Origin of the sequence: Nocardioides sp. R-C-SC26, from assembly GCF_021246465.1 — a bacterium.
Classification (GTDB): domain Bacteria; phylum Actinomycetota; class Actinomycetes; order Propionibacteriales; family Nocardioidaceae; genus Nocardioides.
In genome coordinates this window covers 51,033-66,323 of record NZ_JAHRHK010000016.1, presented here as the reverse complement: position 1 = coordinate 66,323, position 15,291 = coordinate 51,033, and the positions used below count along the sequence as shown (strand labels likewise).

At 70.3% G+C, this 15,291-nt stretch carries 11 protein-coding genes; 5 read left to right on the top strand and 6 right to left on the bottom strand.

What is annotated here, in order from left to right; all coding sequences use genetic code 11:
* Positions 1 to 1,141: putative T7SS-secreted protein (locus KSO97_RS14445; RefSeq protein WP_232680073.1), on the bottom strand; the 1,141-nt coding region annotated here is incomplete at its 3' end.
* On the bottom strand, positions 1,141 to 1,551 hold the full coding sequence (locus tag KSO97_RS14440; protein ID WP_232680071.1) for a hypothetical protein: 411 nt from the start codon (positions 1,549 to 1,551) through the stop codon (positions 1,141 to 1,143). The genes KSO97_RS14445 and KSO97_RS14440, both read right to left, overlap by 1 nt.
* 80 nt (positions 1,552 to 1,631) lie before the next feature.
* On the opposite strand from KSO97_RS14440, the gene KSO97_RS14435 reads away from it, so the two are divergent.
* Positions 1,632 to 2,330, top strand: a complete 699-nt coding sequence (locus tag KSO97_RS14435; RefSeq protein ID WP_232680069.1) for an NAD-dependent deacylase — start codon at positions 1,632 to 1,634, stop codon at positions 2,328 to 2,330.
* A 208-nt stretch (positions 2,331 to 2,538) separates the two neighbouring features.
* Here the strand turns inward: KSO97_RS14435 and KSO97_RS14430 are convergent, their stop codons facing one another.
* Complete coding sequence (locus KSO97_RS14430) at positions 2,539 to 3,306, bottom strand: TetR/AcrR family transcriptional regulator (protein ID WP_232680067.1); 768 nt, start codon at positions 3,304 to 3,306, stop codon at positions 2,539 to 2,541.
* Positions 3,307 to 3,389: 83 nt separating this feature from the next.
* Here KSO97_RS14430 and KSO97_RS14425 point away from each other — a divergent pair, with 83 nt between their 5' ends.
* Together KSO97_RS14425 and KSO97_RS14420 are read left to right on the top strand one after the other, a co-directional pair.
* Positions 3,390 to 5,606: an MMPL family transporter gene (locus KSO97_RS14425; protein WP_232680065.1), complete on the top strand. Its 2,217-nt coding sequence runs from the start codon at positions 3,390 to 3,392 to the stop codon at positions 5,604 to 5,606.
* Between the two features lie 69 nt (positions 5,607 to 5,675).
* Complete coding sequence (locus tag KSO97_RS14420; RefSeq protein ID WP_232680063.1) at positions 5,676 to 6,383, top strand: hypothetical protein; 708 nt, start codon at positions 5,676 to 5,678, stop codon at positions 6,381 to 6,383.
* Positions 6,384 to 6,477: 94 nt separating this feature from the next.
* Here KSO97_RS14420 and treZ read toward each other — a convergent pair whose 3' ends face one another.
* From treZ to glgX, 3 genes are read right to left on the bottom strand one after another with little or no spacing between them, the layout of a single operon-like run.
* The gene (gene treZ, locus KSO97_RS14415) at positions 6,478 to 8,277 is read right to left on the bottom strand and encodes a malto-oligosyltrehalose trehalohydrolase (RefSeq protein WP_232680061.1); all 1,800 of its coding nucleotides are present in this window, start codon (positions 8,275 to 8,277) and stop codon (positions 6,478 to 6,480) included.
* Positions 8,274 to 10,724 carry an alpha-amylase family glycosyl hydrolase gene (locus tag KSO97_RS14410; protein WP_232680059.1) on the bottom strand — a complete coding sequence of 817 codons (2,451 nt, stop codon included), beginning with the start codon at positions 10,722 to 10,724 and terminating at the stop codon, positions 8,274 to 8,276. Before KSO97_RS14410 ends, treZ begins: the two co-directional genes overlap by 4 nt.
* Entirely contained in the window at positions 10,724 to 12,937 is a 2,214-nt protein-coding gene (glgX, locus tag KSO97_RS14405; protein WP_232680058.1) for a glycogen debranching protein GlgX, read from the bottom strand. Before glgX ends, KSO97_RS14410 begins: the two co-directional genes overlap by 1 nt.
* A 151-nt stretch (positions 12,938 to 13,088) precedes the next feature.
* Here glgX and KSO97_RS14400 point away from each other — a divergent pair, with 151 nt between their 5' ends.
* Together KSO97_RS14400 and KSO97_RS14395 are read left to right on the top strand one after the other, a co-directional pair.
* Positions 13,089 to 14,234, top strand: a complete 1,146-nt coding sequence (locus KSO97_RS14400) for an acyl-CoA dehydrogenase family protein (RefSeq protein WP_232680056.1) — start codon at positions 13,089 to 13,091, stop codon at positions 14,232 to 14,234.
* Positions 14,235 to 14,431: 197 nt separating this feature from the next.
* Positions 14,432 to 15,229 (top strand): VIT family protein, encoded by a 798-nt coding sequence (locus tag KSO97_RS14395; RefSeq protein WP_232680054.1) that lies wholly within the window; start codon positions 14,432 to 14,434, stop codon positions 15,227 to 15,229.
* Positions 15,230 to 15,291: the final 62 nt, after the last annotated feature.

The following is a 15,291-nucleotide window of genomic DNA, read 5'->3' as shown; positions in this document are numbered from 1 at the left end:
CGCCCCCCCCCGCGTCGACGGTGGCGCCGACGTCGGCACGTCCGCCGACGAACACCTCGCCGCCGGCGTGGACGCCTTCCTTCCAGTTGGCCGATGCCTCGCCACTGGCGCTCGCCTCGATCGATGCCGATCCGTTCACGCCGACCTCGGCCGGACCGAGCGACGCCGAGACCTGGCCCTCGGTACCGACGAGGGTCGCCGTGCCCTCGACCCCGACGACGACGCCGTCCTTGCTGATCGTGGCTTCGGCCTTGCCGTCGACGCCGAGCACCGTGACGGAGCCGTCGCCGGCCACCTTGACGTCACCGAAGTAGTTCTCGAACTTGCCGTCCTTGTCGTACACGGCGACGCCGCCCTCGACGCTGCCGAGGCTGAGGCTCCAGGGACTCTCGTCGTCGTCCTTCTTCGATGGGTCCTGGGGGAGGATGTCGTCGGTGCTGTTGCCGAAGTCCTTCTTCCATCCGTCCCAGTCGATGGAGGGGCCCGAGAACGGGCTGTCGTCGTCGCCATCCCCCTCGCCGCTGCCGTCGCCGGTCTGCTTCTCGTCGACCCCGAGCGTGTGCAGCGCCTGACCGGCCGCTTCGAGCAGGTCGTCGCGAGCGTCGTTCAGGATCTGGCGCGCCTCCTCGCGCAGTGCCGCGCCGGGATCGAAGAAGAGGATGGGGAACGCCGGGCCGGTGTTGAACGTCGGTTGACCCGCGGCGTAGTCGAAGAGCGTGGTCAGTGGCGGTGCCCCGCCCTGCTGCGGCGCGGTGTGCTGGGCATTCCAGTCGGCCTGCGCCTTCGCGGTCGCCGCCTCGCCCTCGTTCCACTTGTCGATCGCGCGCTGTGCGCCCTCCTGGGCGGCGGCGAGCTCGCCGGAGTACACCGTGAGGGCGTCGTGGGCGGTCTTCAGCGCGGTGTCGTAGTTCGTCGCCATGGTGAGCATCTCGCTGCGATCGAATCCGTAGAACATCGAGGCGATCCCGGCATCGATGGCGTCCTCGGCGGTGATGGCATCGAGGTCGCTCTTCGCGGTGGCGAGCGTGGTGCGCTCATCGGCCAGGGCCTGCGCGTTCTTGTTGACCGTGGCGACGTCGCCGGGGATCAGCTGCTTCGGGTCGTCGGACTCGCCGAGTTCCAGGCGTGGGGGAGCGGCCATCACAGACCGCCGTACGGGCCGGTGCTCGGCGTCCCGGTGCCGTTGATCGGATCGAGGAGCAGGCTCTCCAGGCCCGATGGCTGCGGCGTGACGGGCTGGCCGAGAAGGAGCTGGCTCAACTCGTCGAGCGGCTGCTCGGAGCGGACGACGGCGTCGTCGTCGGCGGTCTCGACAGCGGTCGCCGTCTGCCGGAGCCCGTTCGCGATGTGCCCGCCCTTGGCGTGCAGGGCGAGCCCGGCGGCGTCGAACTGCTCGGTGATCGCGGTGAACCAGACGGCGAGATCGACGTCGCCGAAGGAGGAGCCGCTCACGCCGCTGTCGGGGAACTCATAGCCCGCGTAGCCGGCGACGGCGTCCTCGTAGTCCGCGGCCATCACGCGGCAGCGTCGCGGGTCGATGTGCATCGTCATGGTGGTTCCTGAGGGGTTCCTCGCCGAGTCGTGGACCACCTCCGCCTACCCGGGCGGTGGACACGCCTAACCTCCACCTCGTGAAGATCGTGGTCCTGACCGGCGCGGGCATCTCGGCCGAGAGCGGCGTACCCACCTTCCGTGACGCCGACGGCCTGTGGGAGGGCCACCGGGTCGAGGACGTCGCCACGCCGGAGGCCTACGACGTCGCGCCCATCACCGTGCACCGCTTCTACGATGCCCGTCGCGCGGCGCTCGCGACAGTGGCCCCCAACCCGGCACACCACGCGCTCGGCCGCCTCGAGGGTGTGCTCGGCGAGGACCTGTTCCTGGTCACGCAGAACATCGACGACCTCCACGAACGAGGTGGATCGGCGCGGGTGCACCACATGCACGGAGAGCTGCTCTCAGCGCTGTGCCGCGCGTGCGGACGGCGCACCGAGTGGCGCGAGGACCTCGTCGACCTACCGCCGTGCCCGGCGTGCGGCGTCTGCGAGCTACGGCCCGACGTGGTGTGGTTCGGCGAGATCCCGTACGGGATGGAGCGGATCGAGCGTGAGCTGATGACGGCCGACCTGTTCGTCTCGATCGGAACCTCCGGTGCGGTCTACCCCGCCGCAGGCTTCGTGCGCTTCGCGCGGGCCTGTGGTGCTCGGACGCTGGAGCTGAACCTGGACGCCAGCGAGGGCACGCCGTTCTTCGAGACCGCGCGTCACGGTCGCGCGAGCGACCTCGTGCCGACCTGGGTCGACGAGATCATGGAGCGCTTGGCGCATTGAGCCCACCCAGTGGTCGAGGAGCGAGCGTCAGCACGCGGTGGTTGAGGAGCCCCGCGAGGAACGAGCGGGGCGTCTCGAAACCCCCGCCGGCCGAGGTCGGCGCGCACCTCACGGGGTTCGAGACGCCCCTCGTTCCTCGGGCCTCCTCACCCACCGTGGGTCGCGCTGACTCGGGCCTCCTCGACCACCGGAGGGCCGGGTTCGTTCCTCACCCGGACTGCGCCCGGATCCGTTCGCGCATCTGAGCCACGAGTCGCGGCACGTCGCCCTCCAGGCCCATCGACGGCGCGAACCGGGTGACGACGTCGATGAACATCTCGCCGCTCTCGATCAGGCGCGGGTCCATGTGGCCCATCACCTCGAGTGCGACGACGCCGTAGAGCGCCGTCCACCCCTGGATGTAGGCCCACGCCAGCCCCCGGGACTCTTCGGGGATGCGGTCGATCTTGGCGGGCATCAGGGGGGTGCGGATCGCCTCCTGCACCGTCTCGGGAAGGTCTGCGAGAGCAGGGACATCGAACTGCCGGTCGGCCCAGACCTCGAACATGAGGTCGGTCATCAGGTGGCCCGACGTCGCCGAGGTGATCAGCTCCCGGCGTACGCACGAGGAGTCGGCGACCGGGTTGGCGAACGTGAGAACGAACTCCCGTCGGTGGGTGTGCGCCCACATCCGGAACTCGGTGATGGCCGCCACCAGCCGCGCGGCCGGGTCCTCGGCGGGATAGGCATCGGCAGCGGCGGCGAACAACGCCGTCGCGGTCTTGTCGATCTCGAACGCGACGAGGTCGACCAGCTCCTGGTAGTTCGCGACGTACCGGTACAGCGCCGGTGCCGTCATCCCCATCTGCTGGGCGACCGCGCGCAGCGAGAGCTCGCTGTCCTGTGCCAGGAGTGCTCGCGAGGCGGCGACGATCTCGGTGAACGTCGCCTCCCGCTGGCGCTCGCGTCGGGAGAGCGGGGCCTCGGCCTGCGTCACGGAACCTCCGGAGTTCGGGATTGACGTGGTCAGTTTACACCGTTTACGGTGAACGCCGTTCACAAGACTGAAAGGGGTTCGCGATGTTGGGTCGTTGGGCAGATGTGGTGGCGCGGCGAGCGCGCGCCGTCGTCGTCGCCGGGGTGCTGCTCACCCTGGCCGCGGCCGTCTACGGGATGGGGGTCTTCGACTCCCTCGACCGGGGCGGCTTCGACGACAAGGACAGCGAGACCGCACGCGAGCTGGCGCTGGAGCGCGAGGTCTTCGGCAACCAGACGGTCAACGTCGTCGCGATCTACGGCAGCGACGAGATGACGGCCGACGACCCGCGGTTCCAGACAGCCGTCGAGGACATCGTGGCCGGCATCCCGGACGACGCCGTCGCCACCGTGGTGCCCTACTACGCCGCTCCGCCCGAGCTCGCCCCCGAGCTGGTCAGCGGCGACGGTCACTACGCCCAGGTGCTGATCTCGATGGCCGGCGACTCCGAGAACGAGTACCTGCGCAACTACGACGACGTGCGCCCCGCACTCGACGCCCCCGCGACGTCGGGCCTGACCACCGACATCGCGGGCGGGTTCGCCGTCTACGACGACGTGAACAAGGAGACCTCGAACGACCTCAAGCGGGCGGAGCTGATCTCGTTCCCGATCGTGGTGCTCCTCGCGTTGCTGATCTTCGGCAGCCTCGTCGCCGCCTCGATGCCCGCCCTGGTCGGCCTGATCGCGATGCTCGGCGCGCTCGCCGTCGTCCGCGTGATCGCCTCGTTCACCGACGTGTCGATCTTCGCGGTCAACATCGTCTCGCTCATCGGCATCGGCCTCGCCATCGACTACGCCCTGTTCGTGATCAGCAGGTTCCGCGAGGAGCTCGCGCTCCTGCCGGCCGATCACCCCGACGCCGCGGACATCGCGATCAGGCGCACGCTCGCCACGGCGGGCCGCACGGTGCTCTTCTCCGGGCTCACGGTCGCCGCGGCGATGTCGAGCCTGCTGATCTTCCCCCAGGCGTTCCTGCGCAGCATGGGCTACGGCGGCGTCGCGGCCGTGGTGATCGCCATGCTCGCCGCGCTCACGATCCTCCCGGCCGTGCTGCGCATGCTCGGACGACGCGTGGACGCCGGCCGCCTCCCGTGGCGGCGCCACCGGGCGGTCGCCGTCGAGGACCCGCACGGTCGCTGGGGTCGCCTCGCGCACGCCGTCATGCGTCGGCCGTTCCTGGTCATCGCCGTGACCGTCGGTGGGCTGCTTCTGGTCGCCGCCCCGTTCCTCGGCGTGAAGTGGGGCAGCGTCGACTACCGGGTGCTGCCCTCGCACGCACCGGCCCACCAGGCCGCCGTCCTGCTCAACGAGGAGTTCGGCGCCGAGCAGTCGACCGCGAGCATCATGCTGAGCGGTGCCGACGCCGCCGACCGCGCCGCCTACCAGGCAGCCGTTGCCGAGGTGCCGGGAATCGTCGGCGTCACCGAGGTCGCCACGGACACCGAGCACGTCCTGCTGCGTGCTGCCTGGAACGGCAACAGCCAGACCGAGCGCTCGCAGGACATCGTCCGCTCGATCCGCGACGTCGCACCGCCGTCGGGGGAGGCTCTGGTCGGTGGCCTCACCGCCGACACCGTCGACCTCGCGTCGTCGATCGGCGCGCACCTGCCGCTCATGGGCCTGATCGTCATCGGCGTCATGCTCGTGCTGCTGTTCATCGCCTTCGGCTCGTTGGTGCTGCCGATCAAGGCCGTGCTGATGAACACGCTCTCCATCACGGCGGCGTTCGGCGTCGTCACCTGGATCTTCAGCGACGGGCATCTCTCGGACCTGCTGGGCTTCTCCCCGCAAGGCTTCTTGGACCTGACCAACCCGATCGTGATGCTGGCGATCCTGTTCGGGCTCTCGATGGACTACGAGGTGTTCCTGCTCTCGCGGGTGCGCGAGCAGTGGGACCGCAGTGCCGGCGACCCGGAGCTCGTCGCCGACCCGGCCCGCCGCAACGCCGTCGCCGTCGCTACCGGCGTGCAGAAGACGGGACGGATCATCACCAGTGCCGCGCTGCTGCTCGGGGTGGTGATCGGTGCCTTCGGCATGAGCGGGATCGTGTTCATGAAGATGCTCGGCATCGGCATGCTCGTCGCCCTGCTCGTCGACGCGACCATCGTGCGAGCCCTCCTGGTGCCGGCCACGATGAAGCTGCTCGGAGCCTGGAACTGGTGGGCGCCCGGACCGCTGCGTCGCTGGTGGGAGCGCTACGGCTTCCGCGAAGAGGCCCCCGAGCCTCCGCGGGATCGCGAGCCCGCCGTCGTCGCGTAGGTGCGCTGCGGAGAGGGCTGCTCGATGGCCCTCTCCGCGCGGCGCAGCTGCGGTGACTACCGTGCCGGGATGAGGCGCAGCGGTACCGCACTGGTGGCGATCGGAGTTGCAGCGGCGCTGGCCGGGTGCGGCGGCGACGACTTCGCGGATCAGTCGGCCGAGGAGATCCTCGCCGCCGCGGCTTCGGAGATGAGCGACCTGACGTCGGTCCGGATCACCATCGGCCTCGTGGGCGACGGTCGGGAGGCCGGGTCGGACACGCAGCTCGCCGCCGACGGCGACTGCCTCGGCACGTTCGGGTTCGGAGACGGCGTCGCTGAGGTCCGCGGAGTTGGCGACGAGGTGTGGATCCGTGCCGGCGACGACTTCTGGCGTTCCTTCGGCGCGGGCGACGACGAAGCCGCGCTCGAAGCCGTCCGGGGCAAGTGGCTCCCCTTCGGGGCCGAACCCGAGATGATGATCGGAGGCACGTGCGACCTCGAGGTCTCGGTCGGTGAGCTGGTCGACGAGATCGCCGAGGAGGAGGGCGACTCCGGCTTCGCGGTCGACGGCACCGAAGTGATCGACGGGGAGTCGGTCGTGCGCCTGAAGCGCGAGGACGACGACGGGGAGACCTTCGGCTACGTCCGCGTCGAGGAGCCGCACTACCTGGTCAGGTTCGAGGGGCCGGACGGCGACGAGGCAGGGTCGGTCAACTTCTCGGAGTTCAACGAGGAATTCGAGGTCCGGGCGCCTGCCGAGGACGAGATCGTCGACCTCCGCGACCTCGGCGGGTGAGGCGGGCCGTCGCGGCGGCGTAGCCGGTTCTCGACAGGCTCGACCACCGGCGAACCCGGTCATCGAGCTTGTCGAGATGCCCGACGCCGGCCAGTCACCGACGCAGCAACGCGCCGCCGTGCGGCGGCACGGTGAGCACGCCGTCGTCCAGCCGCACGCCGGACGGCGTCTGGAACAGCACCTCGCTCGCACCGATCCGAGCGGTGACGCTCTGGTCGCCGAAGTTCACCACCATCTCGAGGGCACCGCGCGTCATCGAGAAGAGTCGAGCGCCCTCGTCCACCCGGCACGAGACCGCGCGGAGGTCGGGGTCGGTGAGGTCGGGCTCGGTGCGGCGCAGCTCCGCCAGGCGACGGTAGACGGCGAGCAGCCGGCGCCCGCGTTCGGTGTCGGGTTCGCCCCAGTCGAGAATCGAGCGGTCGAAGGTCGCGGGGTCCTGCGGGTCCGGCACGACGTCGGGATCCCAACCCATCCGCGCGAACTCGGCGATCCGGCCCTCCCCGGTCGCGCGTCCGATCTCGCGGTCGGAGTGGCTGGTGAAGAACTGGAACGGGGTGCTCGCGCCCCACTCCTCGCCCTGGAAGAGCATCGGGGTGAAGGGCCCCGCGAGCGTGAGCAGTGCCGCGCAGGCGAGCTGGTCGTCGTCGAGGTGGGCGGTGAGTCGGTCACCGATCGCGCGGTTGCCGATCTGGTCGTGGTTCTGGCTGCACACGACGAGACGCCAGGCCGGCAGGGTGGCGGTATCGATCGCCACACCGTGCTCGCGCTCGCGGAAGGAGCTGAACGTGCCGTCGTGGAAGAACCCGCGTTCGCACACCTTCGCCAGCGCCGAGAGCGGCGCGAAGTCGGCGTAGTAGCCGGTGGTCTCCCCCGTCAGGGCCACGTGGACGGCGTGGTGGAAGTCGTCGCTCCACTGGGCATCCAAGCCGAACCCGCCCGCCTCGCGCGGTGTGATCAGGTGCGGGTCGTTGAGGTCGGACTCGGCGATCAGCGTCAGCGGGCGGCGCAGGTGGGCGGAGAGTGCGGCGGTCTCGATCGCCATCTCCTCAAGCAGGTGCACCGGCGAGTCGTCGTGCAGCGCGTGCACCGCATCCAGGCGCAGTCCGTCGACGTGGAAGTCGGTGAACCACATCGCGACGTTGTCGAGGATGAGGCGGCGCACCTCGCCGCTGCCCTCGCCGTCCAGGTTGATCAGGTCGCCCCAGGTGTTGCGCCCCTGTTTGAGGTACGGGCCGAAGCGCGGCAGATAGTTCCCCGAGGGCCCGAGGTGGTTGTAGACGACGTCCTGGATCACCGCGATGCCGGCGCGGTGGCAGGCGTCGACGAACCGCCGATAGCCGTCCGGGCCCCCGTAGCCCTCATGGACCGCCGACCAGAGCACGCCGTCGTACCCCCAGTTGTGGGTGCCGTCGAAGGCGTTGACCGGCATCAGCTCGACGGCGTCGACGCCGATCGAGCACAGGTGACCCAGCTGGGCGATGGCGGCATCGAAGGTGCCCGCAGGGGTGAACGTGCCGACATGGAGCTCGTAGATCACGCTGCCCGCGAGCTGGCGCCCGGTCCAGGCGTCGTCGGTCCAGACGAAACGGGCGGGATCGAGGGTGCGCGAGAGCGCGAGGACGCCTCCGGGTTGACGTCGCGAACGTGGGTCCGGCAGCACCGCCGGGTCGTCGTCGAGCATGTAGCCGTAGTCGACGTAGGCACTGCTCGGGTCGCGGTCGTCGAGCCGTTCGACGACGCGTGGCAGCGGATCGAGCGGTGACCACCAGCCGGTCTCGTCGCGCGCCATCTCCACCACGCCGCCGCCGACGTTGTCACCGCAGATCAGGCGCACGCGCCCGGCCCGGGGCGCCCAGACGTCGAACATCCCGCGCATGGGCGGGTGCGGTCTCATCGATCCTCCCGGATCAGCAGTGCCACCGGGTGGACGGCGAGCAGGTCACCGAGCGCGCCGTCGGTCTCCGCGCCGGTCAGCACGTCGCGCCACCTGCCCGACGGCAGGTCGAGTCGCGTCCGGCCCCACCCGCCGCGCGCGGCGAGGCCGACCGGGAGTCTGGTCGCGACGGCGATCGCTCCGCCGCGGTCGAACGCCACCGCATGCTCGGCTGCCCCGCCGGTCGCCGCGACGGCGTCGTAGCGGGTGAAGAGCTCCGAGCGATCGCGACGCAGGCGCAACGCGGCCGCCGTCAGGGTCAACTTGGTCCGCGCCGGGTGCGGCAGCGCGGGGTCGCTGATCAGACGGGCCCGGAGGTCGAAGTCGACAGGGCGCCGGTTGTCGGGGTCGACCAGCGACAGCTCCCAGAGCTCGGAGCCCTGGTAGACGTCGGGCACGCCGGGCATCGTCAGCGCGATCAGCTTCGCCGCCAGGGCGTTGGACCGTCCGGGATCGGCTACCACGGCTCGCAGGCCGTCCAGCACCGCGCGGACGTCGGCGTCGTCGAACGCCGCATCCACGGCACCGCGCACACGCGCCTCGAAGTCGGCGTCGGGGGAGGTCCACGTCGTGTGCTCGCCTGCCTCCCGCATCGCCTTCGGCGCGTAGGCGCGCAGACGATCACGCAACGTGGTGTCGTCGTCGTCCCACGCGCCGAGTACGGCCTGCCAGAGCACCAACGCGGCCGACTCGGGGAGCGGGGTCAGGCGCTGGAGCTCGGCGAAGGCGCGGGACCACACCTGGGGAACCTCCGCGAGGACGGCGATGCGCGCGCGGACATCCTCGCCGCGCTTGGTGTCGTGCGTGCTGAGCGCCGTCATCGCGTGCGGCCAATGCTCCTGCCGGTGCGCCATCGTCGCGTGGAACTGCGCCGGCGTCATCGCCGTGATGCTCGGCTCGCCGCCGACCTCGGTCAGCGAGGTCAGGCGCGGGTAGCGGTAGAAGGCGGAGTCCTCGACGCCCTTGGCCATCACCGCGCCCGTCGTCTGCTGGAACCGCAGGGCCGCGGGGTGCGTGGCGTCGGCGAGCACCGGTGCGACCGCATCCAGTGTCGTCGTCAGGTCGGGTCGCCGCCGCCGGGCCTCGGCCACGGCGTGCTCCAGATGCTCGCGACCGTGCGGCAGGTAGGAGCGGTAGACCGGGAAGCACGCCGCGATCTCCGCCAGCGCGTCGACTGTCGCTTCGCTGGTCGAGGAGCTCGCGCTGGCAGTGCCTTCGGTGGTCGAGGAGCTCGCGCTGGCGAGCGTCTCGAGACCCGCCGAGCTGTGCGGACCCCTTGCGGTACGGGGGGTTTCGGGCTCCTCGGCCACCGGGGCGAGCTCACGAGCCACGCGTCGGATCTCCGAGCCCAGGAGGTCGTCGGCGACGTCGCGCTTGAGGTCGTGCACCAGCTCGTCGTAGTCGATCGACGGTCCGGGTAGTGCGGCGATCCCGTCCGGGTCGGTGAGCACCCGGTCGATCCAGCCGAGAGCGTCGTACCCGGTGGTGCCGGCGCAGGCCCAGTCGTCGGGCAGCTGCTCCCCGACGGCGGTCGGTGAGGAGCTGAGGGACGAGGCGTCTCGAAGGGTGGTTCCTGAGGAGCTGAGGGACGAGGCGTCTCGAAGGGTGGTTCCTGAGGAGCCGAGGGACGAGGCGTCTCGAAGGGTGGTTCCTGAGGAGCCGAGGGACGAGGCGTCTCGAAGGGCGAGGATCTTCTCCACCAGCACGTAGGCACCGCCGGTCAGCTCGGCGAGATCGGTCAGATAGCGAGCGGGGTCGCGCAGACCATCGGGGTGGTCGATGCGTAGCCCGTCGACCAGGCCCTCTCCGAACCATCGTCCGATCTCGACGTGGGAGGCATCGAAGACGGCGCGCTCCTCCACCCGCACTCCTGCGAGTGAGTTGACGGCGAAGAAGCGGCGGTAGTTGAGATCGTGGTCGGCCCGCGTCCAGTGCATCAACTCGTAGTGGGCCGGCTCGTCGGGCAGCCGGAGCGTGAGGTCGTCGCGGCCGCCGTCGCCGAGCACGGGCAGCCGCACCCGACCCTCGCCGAGCTCCCAGTCGACGTCGAACGCCGCGGCATGAGCGGACTCCGGGCCGTCGGCGAGCAGCGACCACCACCCCCTGTTGTGCTCGGGAGTGGCGACCCCCATGTGGTTGGGCACGATGTCGACGAGGACGCCCATGTCGAGACGTCGGGCCTCCGCGGCGAGAGCAGCCAGTCCCTCGCGTCCGCCGCGAGCAACGTCGACCTGGTCGTGCGCGACGACGTCGTAGCCGTGGTCGGAGCCCGGTTCGGCCGCCAGGATCGGGGAGAGGTAGACCCAGTCGACGCCGAGGTCGTGCAGGTACGGCAGCCGACGGGCGGCCTCGTGCAGGTCGAATCCGGCGCGGATCTGCAGCCGGTAGGTCGACGTCGGCGTCCGCATCACGAGCCCGCCGTGGCAGCGCCGTCAGGATCGTCCTGCGCCTGCAGCGCCGCCACCGAGGCGGCGACCGAGACGTCGGGCTCGACGGCAAGCGGGCGGTGCTCGCGCAGCACGACGACGGAGCGGCTGCGGATCGGGAGCGTGCTTCCGGCCGGCGCCGGCCGGCTCGCGACCTGCTGCGCCGTATCGACGACGACGTCCCAGGCCTCGGCGTACTCCGCCGGCGGGAGGACGACGTCGGCGTCGCCGTCCGCGTTGAAGTAGAGCAGGAAGTGATCGTCGGTGATGGGCATGCCACGTGGGTCGCGGCCCACGATGGCCTGGCCGTTGAGGTACATGCCGAGTGCCTGGTTCTCGTCCCCCCAGTCCGCCTCCACCATGGCGCGGCCGTCGAGGTGCAGCCACACGATGTCGTTGAGGCGATCGCCCTCGCCGCCGGCCACCGGGGTGCGGTCGGTGGTGCCGGTGAAGAAGCGGCGACGTCGGAATGTCGGGTGGTCGCGGCGCAGCCTGATCAGCGAGGCGGTGAACTCCAGCAGCGGCTCGTCGACGCGCTCCCAGTGCACCCAGCTGATCTCGGAGTCCTGGGCATAGGTGTTGTTGTTGCCCCGCTGGGTGCGGCCGAGCTCGTCGCCGTGCAGCAGCATCGGCACGCCCTGGCTGAGCAGCAGTGTGGTGAGCAGGTTGCGTTGGGTGGTGGCGCGCGCCGTCAGGATCGCGGCGTCGTCGGTCTCGCCCTCCACGCCGTGGTTCCACGAGCGGTTGTGGCTCTCGCCGTCGCGGCTCTCCTCGCCGTTGGCCTCGTTGTGCTTCTCGTCGTAGGAGACCAGGTCGCGCAGGGTGAACCCGTCGTGGGCGGTGACGAAGTTGATCGAGGCGACCGGTCGCCGTCCGCTGTGCTCGTAGAGGTCGGAGGAGCCGGCGATGCGCGAGGCGAACGCACCCAGCGACGGCTCGCCGCGCCAGAAGTCGCGCACCGTGTCGCGGTAGGCGCCGTTCCACTCGGTCCACTGAGGCGGGAAGCCGCCGACCTGGTATCCGCCGGGACCGACGTCCCACGGCTCTGCGATCAGCTTGACCTGGGAGACCACCGGGTCCTGCTGCACGAGCTCGAAGAACGTGGCGAGCCGGTCGACGTCGTAGAACTCGCGGGCCAGGGCCGAGGCGAGGTCGAAACGGAAGCCGTCGACGTGCATCTCGGTGACCCAGTAGCGCAGCGAGTCCATGATCAGCTGGAGCGAGTGCGGGTGGCGCACGTTGAGGGAGTTTCCGGTCCCGGTGTAGTCCATGTAGTACGCGGGGTCGTCCTCGACCAGGCGGTAGTAGGCGGCGTTGTCGATGCCGCGGAAGCTCAGCGTGGGGCCGAGGTGGTTCCCCTCGGCCGTGTGGTTGTAGACGACGTCGAGGATGACCTCGATGCCCGCGGCGTGCAGTGCCTTGACCATCGACTTGAACTCCTGCACCTGCTGGCCGGAGTCACCCGCGGCGTAGTCGGCGTGCGGTGCGAGGAAGGCGAGGGTGTTGTAGCCCCAGTAGTTGCGCAGCCCCTTCTCGCGCAGAGTGTTGTCGTGCACGAACTGGTGCACCGGCATCAGCTCGACCGCGGTCACCCCGAGGCGGGTCAGGTGGTCGGTGACCGCGGGGTGCGCGAGCCCGGCGTAGGTGCCGCGCAGCTCCTCAGGGATGTCGGGGTGCAGCGCCGTCATACCCTTGACGTGCGTCTCGTAGATGATCGACTCGGCGTAGGGGATCGACGGCGGCCGATCGTCCTCCCAGTCGAAGTAGGGGTTGATCACGACGCCGTGCGTCATGTGCGCGGCCGAGTCGTCGTCGTTGCGGGTCTCCTCCTCACCGAAGACGTAGCCGAAGAGGCTGGGGTCCCAGTCGATCTCGCCCGCGGTCGCCTTCGCGTAGGGGTCGAGCAGCAGCTTCGCCGGGTTGCAGCGATGCCCCTGCTCGGGCTCCCACGGTCCGTGCACGCGGTAGCCGTAGCGCTGGCCCGGCTGCACCTGCGGCAGGTATCCGTGCCAGACGAACGCGTCGACCTCGGTCAGCTCGTGGCGCACCTCGCTCGCCGGATCGCCGTCGGCGTCGAACAAGCACAGCTCGACGCGATCGGCCACCTCGCTGAACACCGCGAAGTTGGTGCCTTGGCCGTCGTAGGTGGCGCCGAGCGGGTAGGGCTGGCCGGGCCACACCGGATGCTGCTCCATCGGGACCTCCCCTGTTGGATCGATCCAAGCACAGCGGTCGCGGCGGTGGCACACCCCGGACGTCGTCGTTCACCGGTCGACGGCGGGCGGCCGGCGCGGAGGTGGCGTCGGCGGACGGTTACCGCGGAGTAGCCGACGGTAGGATCGCGCCATGAAGCGTGAGATCTACAACGAGGACCACGAGGCGTTCCGCAGTTCGGTGCGGGAGTTCCTCGAGCGGTCGGTCATCCCGCACGTCGAGGACTACGCCGTCGCCAAGGCGATCCCGCGCGAGTTCTGGCTCGAGGCGGGCAAGCAGGGCTTCCTCGGCCTGGAGATCCCCGAGGAGTACGGCGGCGTCTCGGCCGGCGACTACCGCTTCAACGCCGTGGCCGCCGAGGAGTTCAACAAGGTCAACGCGGCACTGGGATCGTGCTGGGGGATCCACGCCGACATCACCGCGCCCTACCTCGTGGAGCTCGGCACCGAGGAGCAGAAGCAGAAGTGGCTCCCGGGCGTCGCCGCCGGCGAGACCCTGCTCGCCATCGGCATGACCGAGCCCTCGGGTGGTTCCGATCTCGCCGCCCTGAAGACCACCGCGGTCAAGGACGGCGACGACTGGGTCATCAACGGCTCGAAGACCTTCATCACCAACGGCTACTCCGCCGACCTGGTCATCACCGCGGTGCGCACGAGCCCGGAGAAGAAGGCGCGGGGCATCACGCTCTTCGCGATCCCGGCCGACGCACCGGGCTTCTCGCGCGGTCGCAAGCTCGACAAGGTCGGCCAGGACGAGTCCGACACCGCCGAGCTCTTCTTCGAGAACGTCCGCCTCGGTGACGACCACATCGTCGGCGAGCTCGACGGCGGCTTCATCCACATGATGCAGAAGCTGCCGCAGGAGCGGCTCGGCTGCGCGGTGTCGAACATCGCGCACGCCAAGCAGATCCTGATCGAGACCCTGGCCTACACCAAGGACCGTCAGGCCTTCGGCGTCCCGATCGGTACCTTCCAGCACTCCAAGTTCCTCTTGGCCGAGCTGTTCACCCAGATCGAGGTCAGCGAGGCCTACCTCGACCAGTGCATCGCCGCGCACGACAAGGGCGAGCTGACCCCCGTCGACGCCGCCAAGGCCAAGTGGTGGACCAGCCAGATCCAGAACGACGTCCTCGACCACTGCGTGCAGCTGCACGGCGGCTACGGCTTCATGAACGAGTACCGCGTGGCTCGCGCTTGGCGTGACGCTCGTGTCTCGAAGATCTGGGCCGGCTCGAACGAGATCATGAAGGAGCTCATCGGCCGCGACCTGGGCCTGTGAGCCTTCGGTCGGCCCGGGTGCGGTTTTCTCGGTCGGCCGAAGAAACCGGACCCGGGCCGACGAAGCTTCCTCGTCCCAGGTCCGGTTTCGTACGCCTGGATCGTGGGGGTCACGGCTTGGGGTGACGGCGTGACGTGGCGGGCAAGCCGAGCCTGGCCTTGCTTGCCGGACGGCGCCGCGCGCCCGACGATGCCGACATGACCAGCACGCGTGAGCCCGCCGCCGCGCCCGGCGAGCCAAGCGATGCCGCCGCGCCCATCGACGCATCGACGGTGACCCACGCCGACATCGAGCGCCACCTGGGCACCTCGTCGCTCGACGGTCTCGGCGACCGGATGAACTGGCTGCGCGCCGCCGTGCTCGGCGCCAACGACGGCATCGTCTCGGTCGCGGGGCTGGTCGTCGGCGTCGCCGGGGCGACGTCGGAGCGCAGCGCGATCCTGATCGCCGGTGTCGCCGCGCTCACTGCTGGCGCGCTGAGCATGGCGGCAGGCGAGTACGTCTCGGTCTCCACCCAGCGCGACTCCGAGGAGTCGCTCCTGGAGCGTGAGCGCCGCGAGCTGCGCGACGACCCGGACGACGAGCTCGCCGAGCTGGCCGCGCTCTACGTCGAGCGAGGCCTGCAGGAGGATCTCGCCGTCGAGGTCGCGCGCCAGCTCACCGAGCACGACGCGCTGGGTGCGCACGCCGAGGTCGAGCTCGGGATCGATCCCGACGACCTCACCAGTGCCTGGAACGCGGCCCTCGCCTCGATGCTGAGCTTCACCCTCGGCGCCCTGCTCCCCTTGCTCACCATCGTGTTCGCGCCGGCGCAGGTGCGGGTCGCGGTCACCGTGGGCGCGGTGGCCGCCGCGCTGGCGATCACCGGCTTCCTCAGTGCACGGCTCGGCTATGGCAGCGCCAGTCGAGCGGTGGCGCGCAACGTCGGCGGCGGGCTCTTCGCCATGCTCGTCACCTATGCGATCGGTGCCGCGCTCGGTACGCAGATCGGCTGACGTCGCGCTCGAGGCGCCGCGGGATCGACGCGCGCCGATCCCGCCTCGTCTGCCACCCTGAC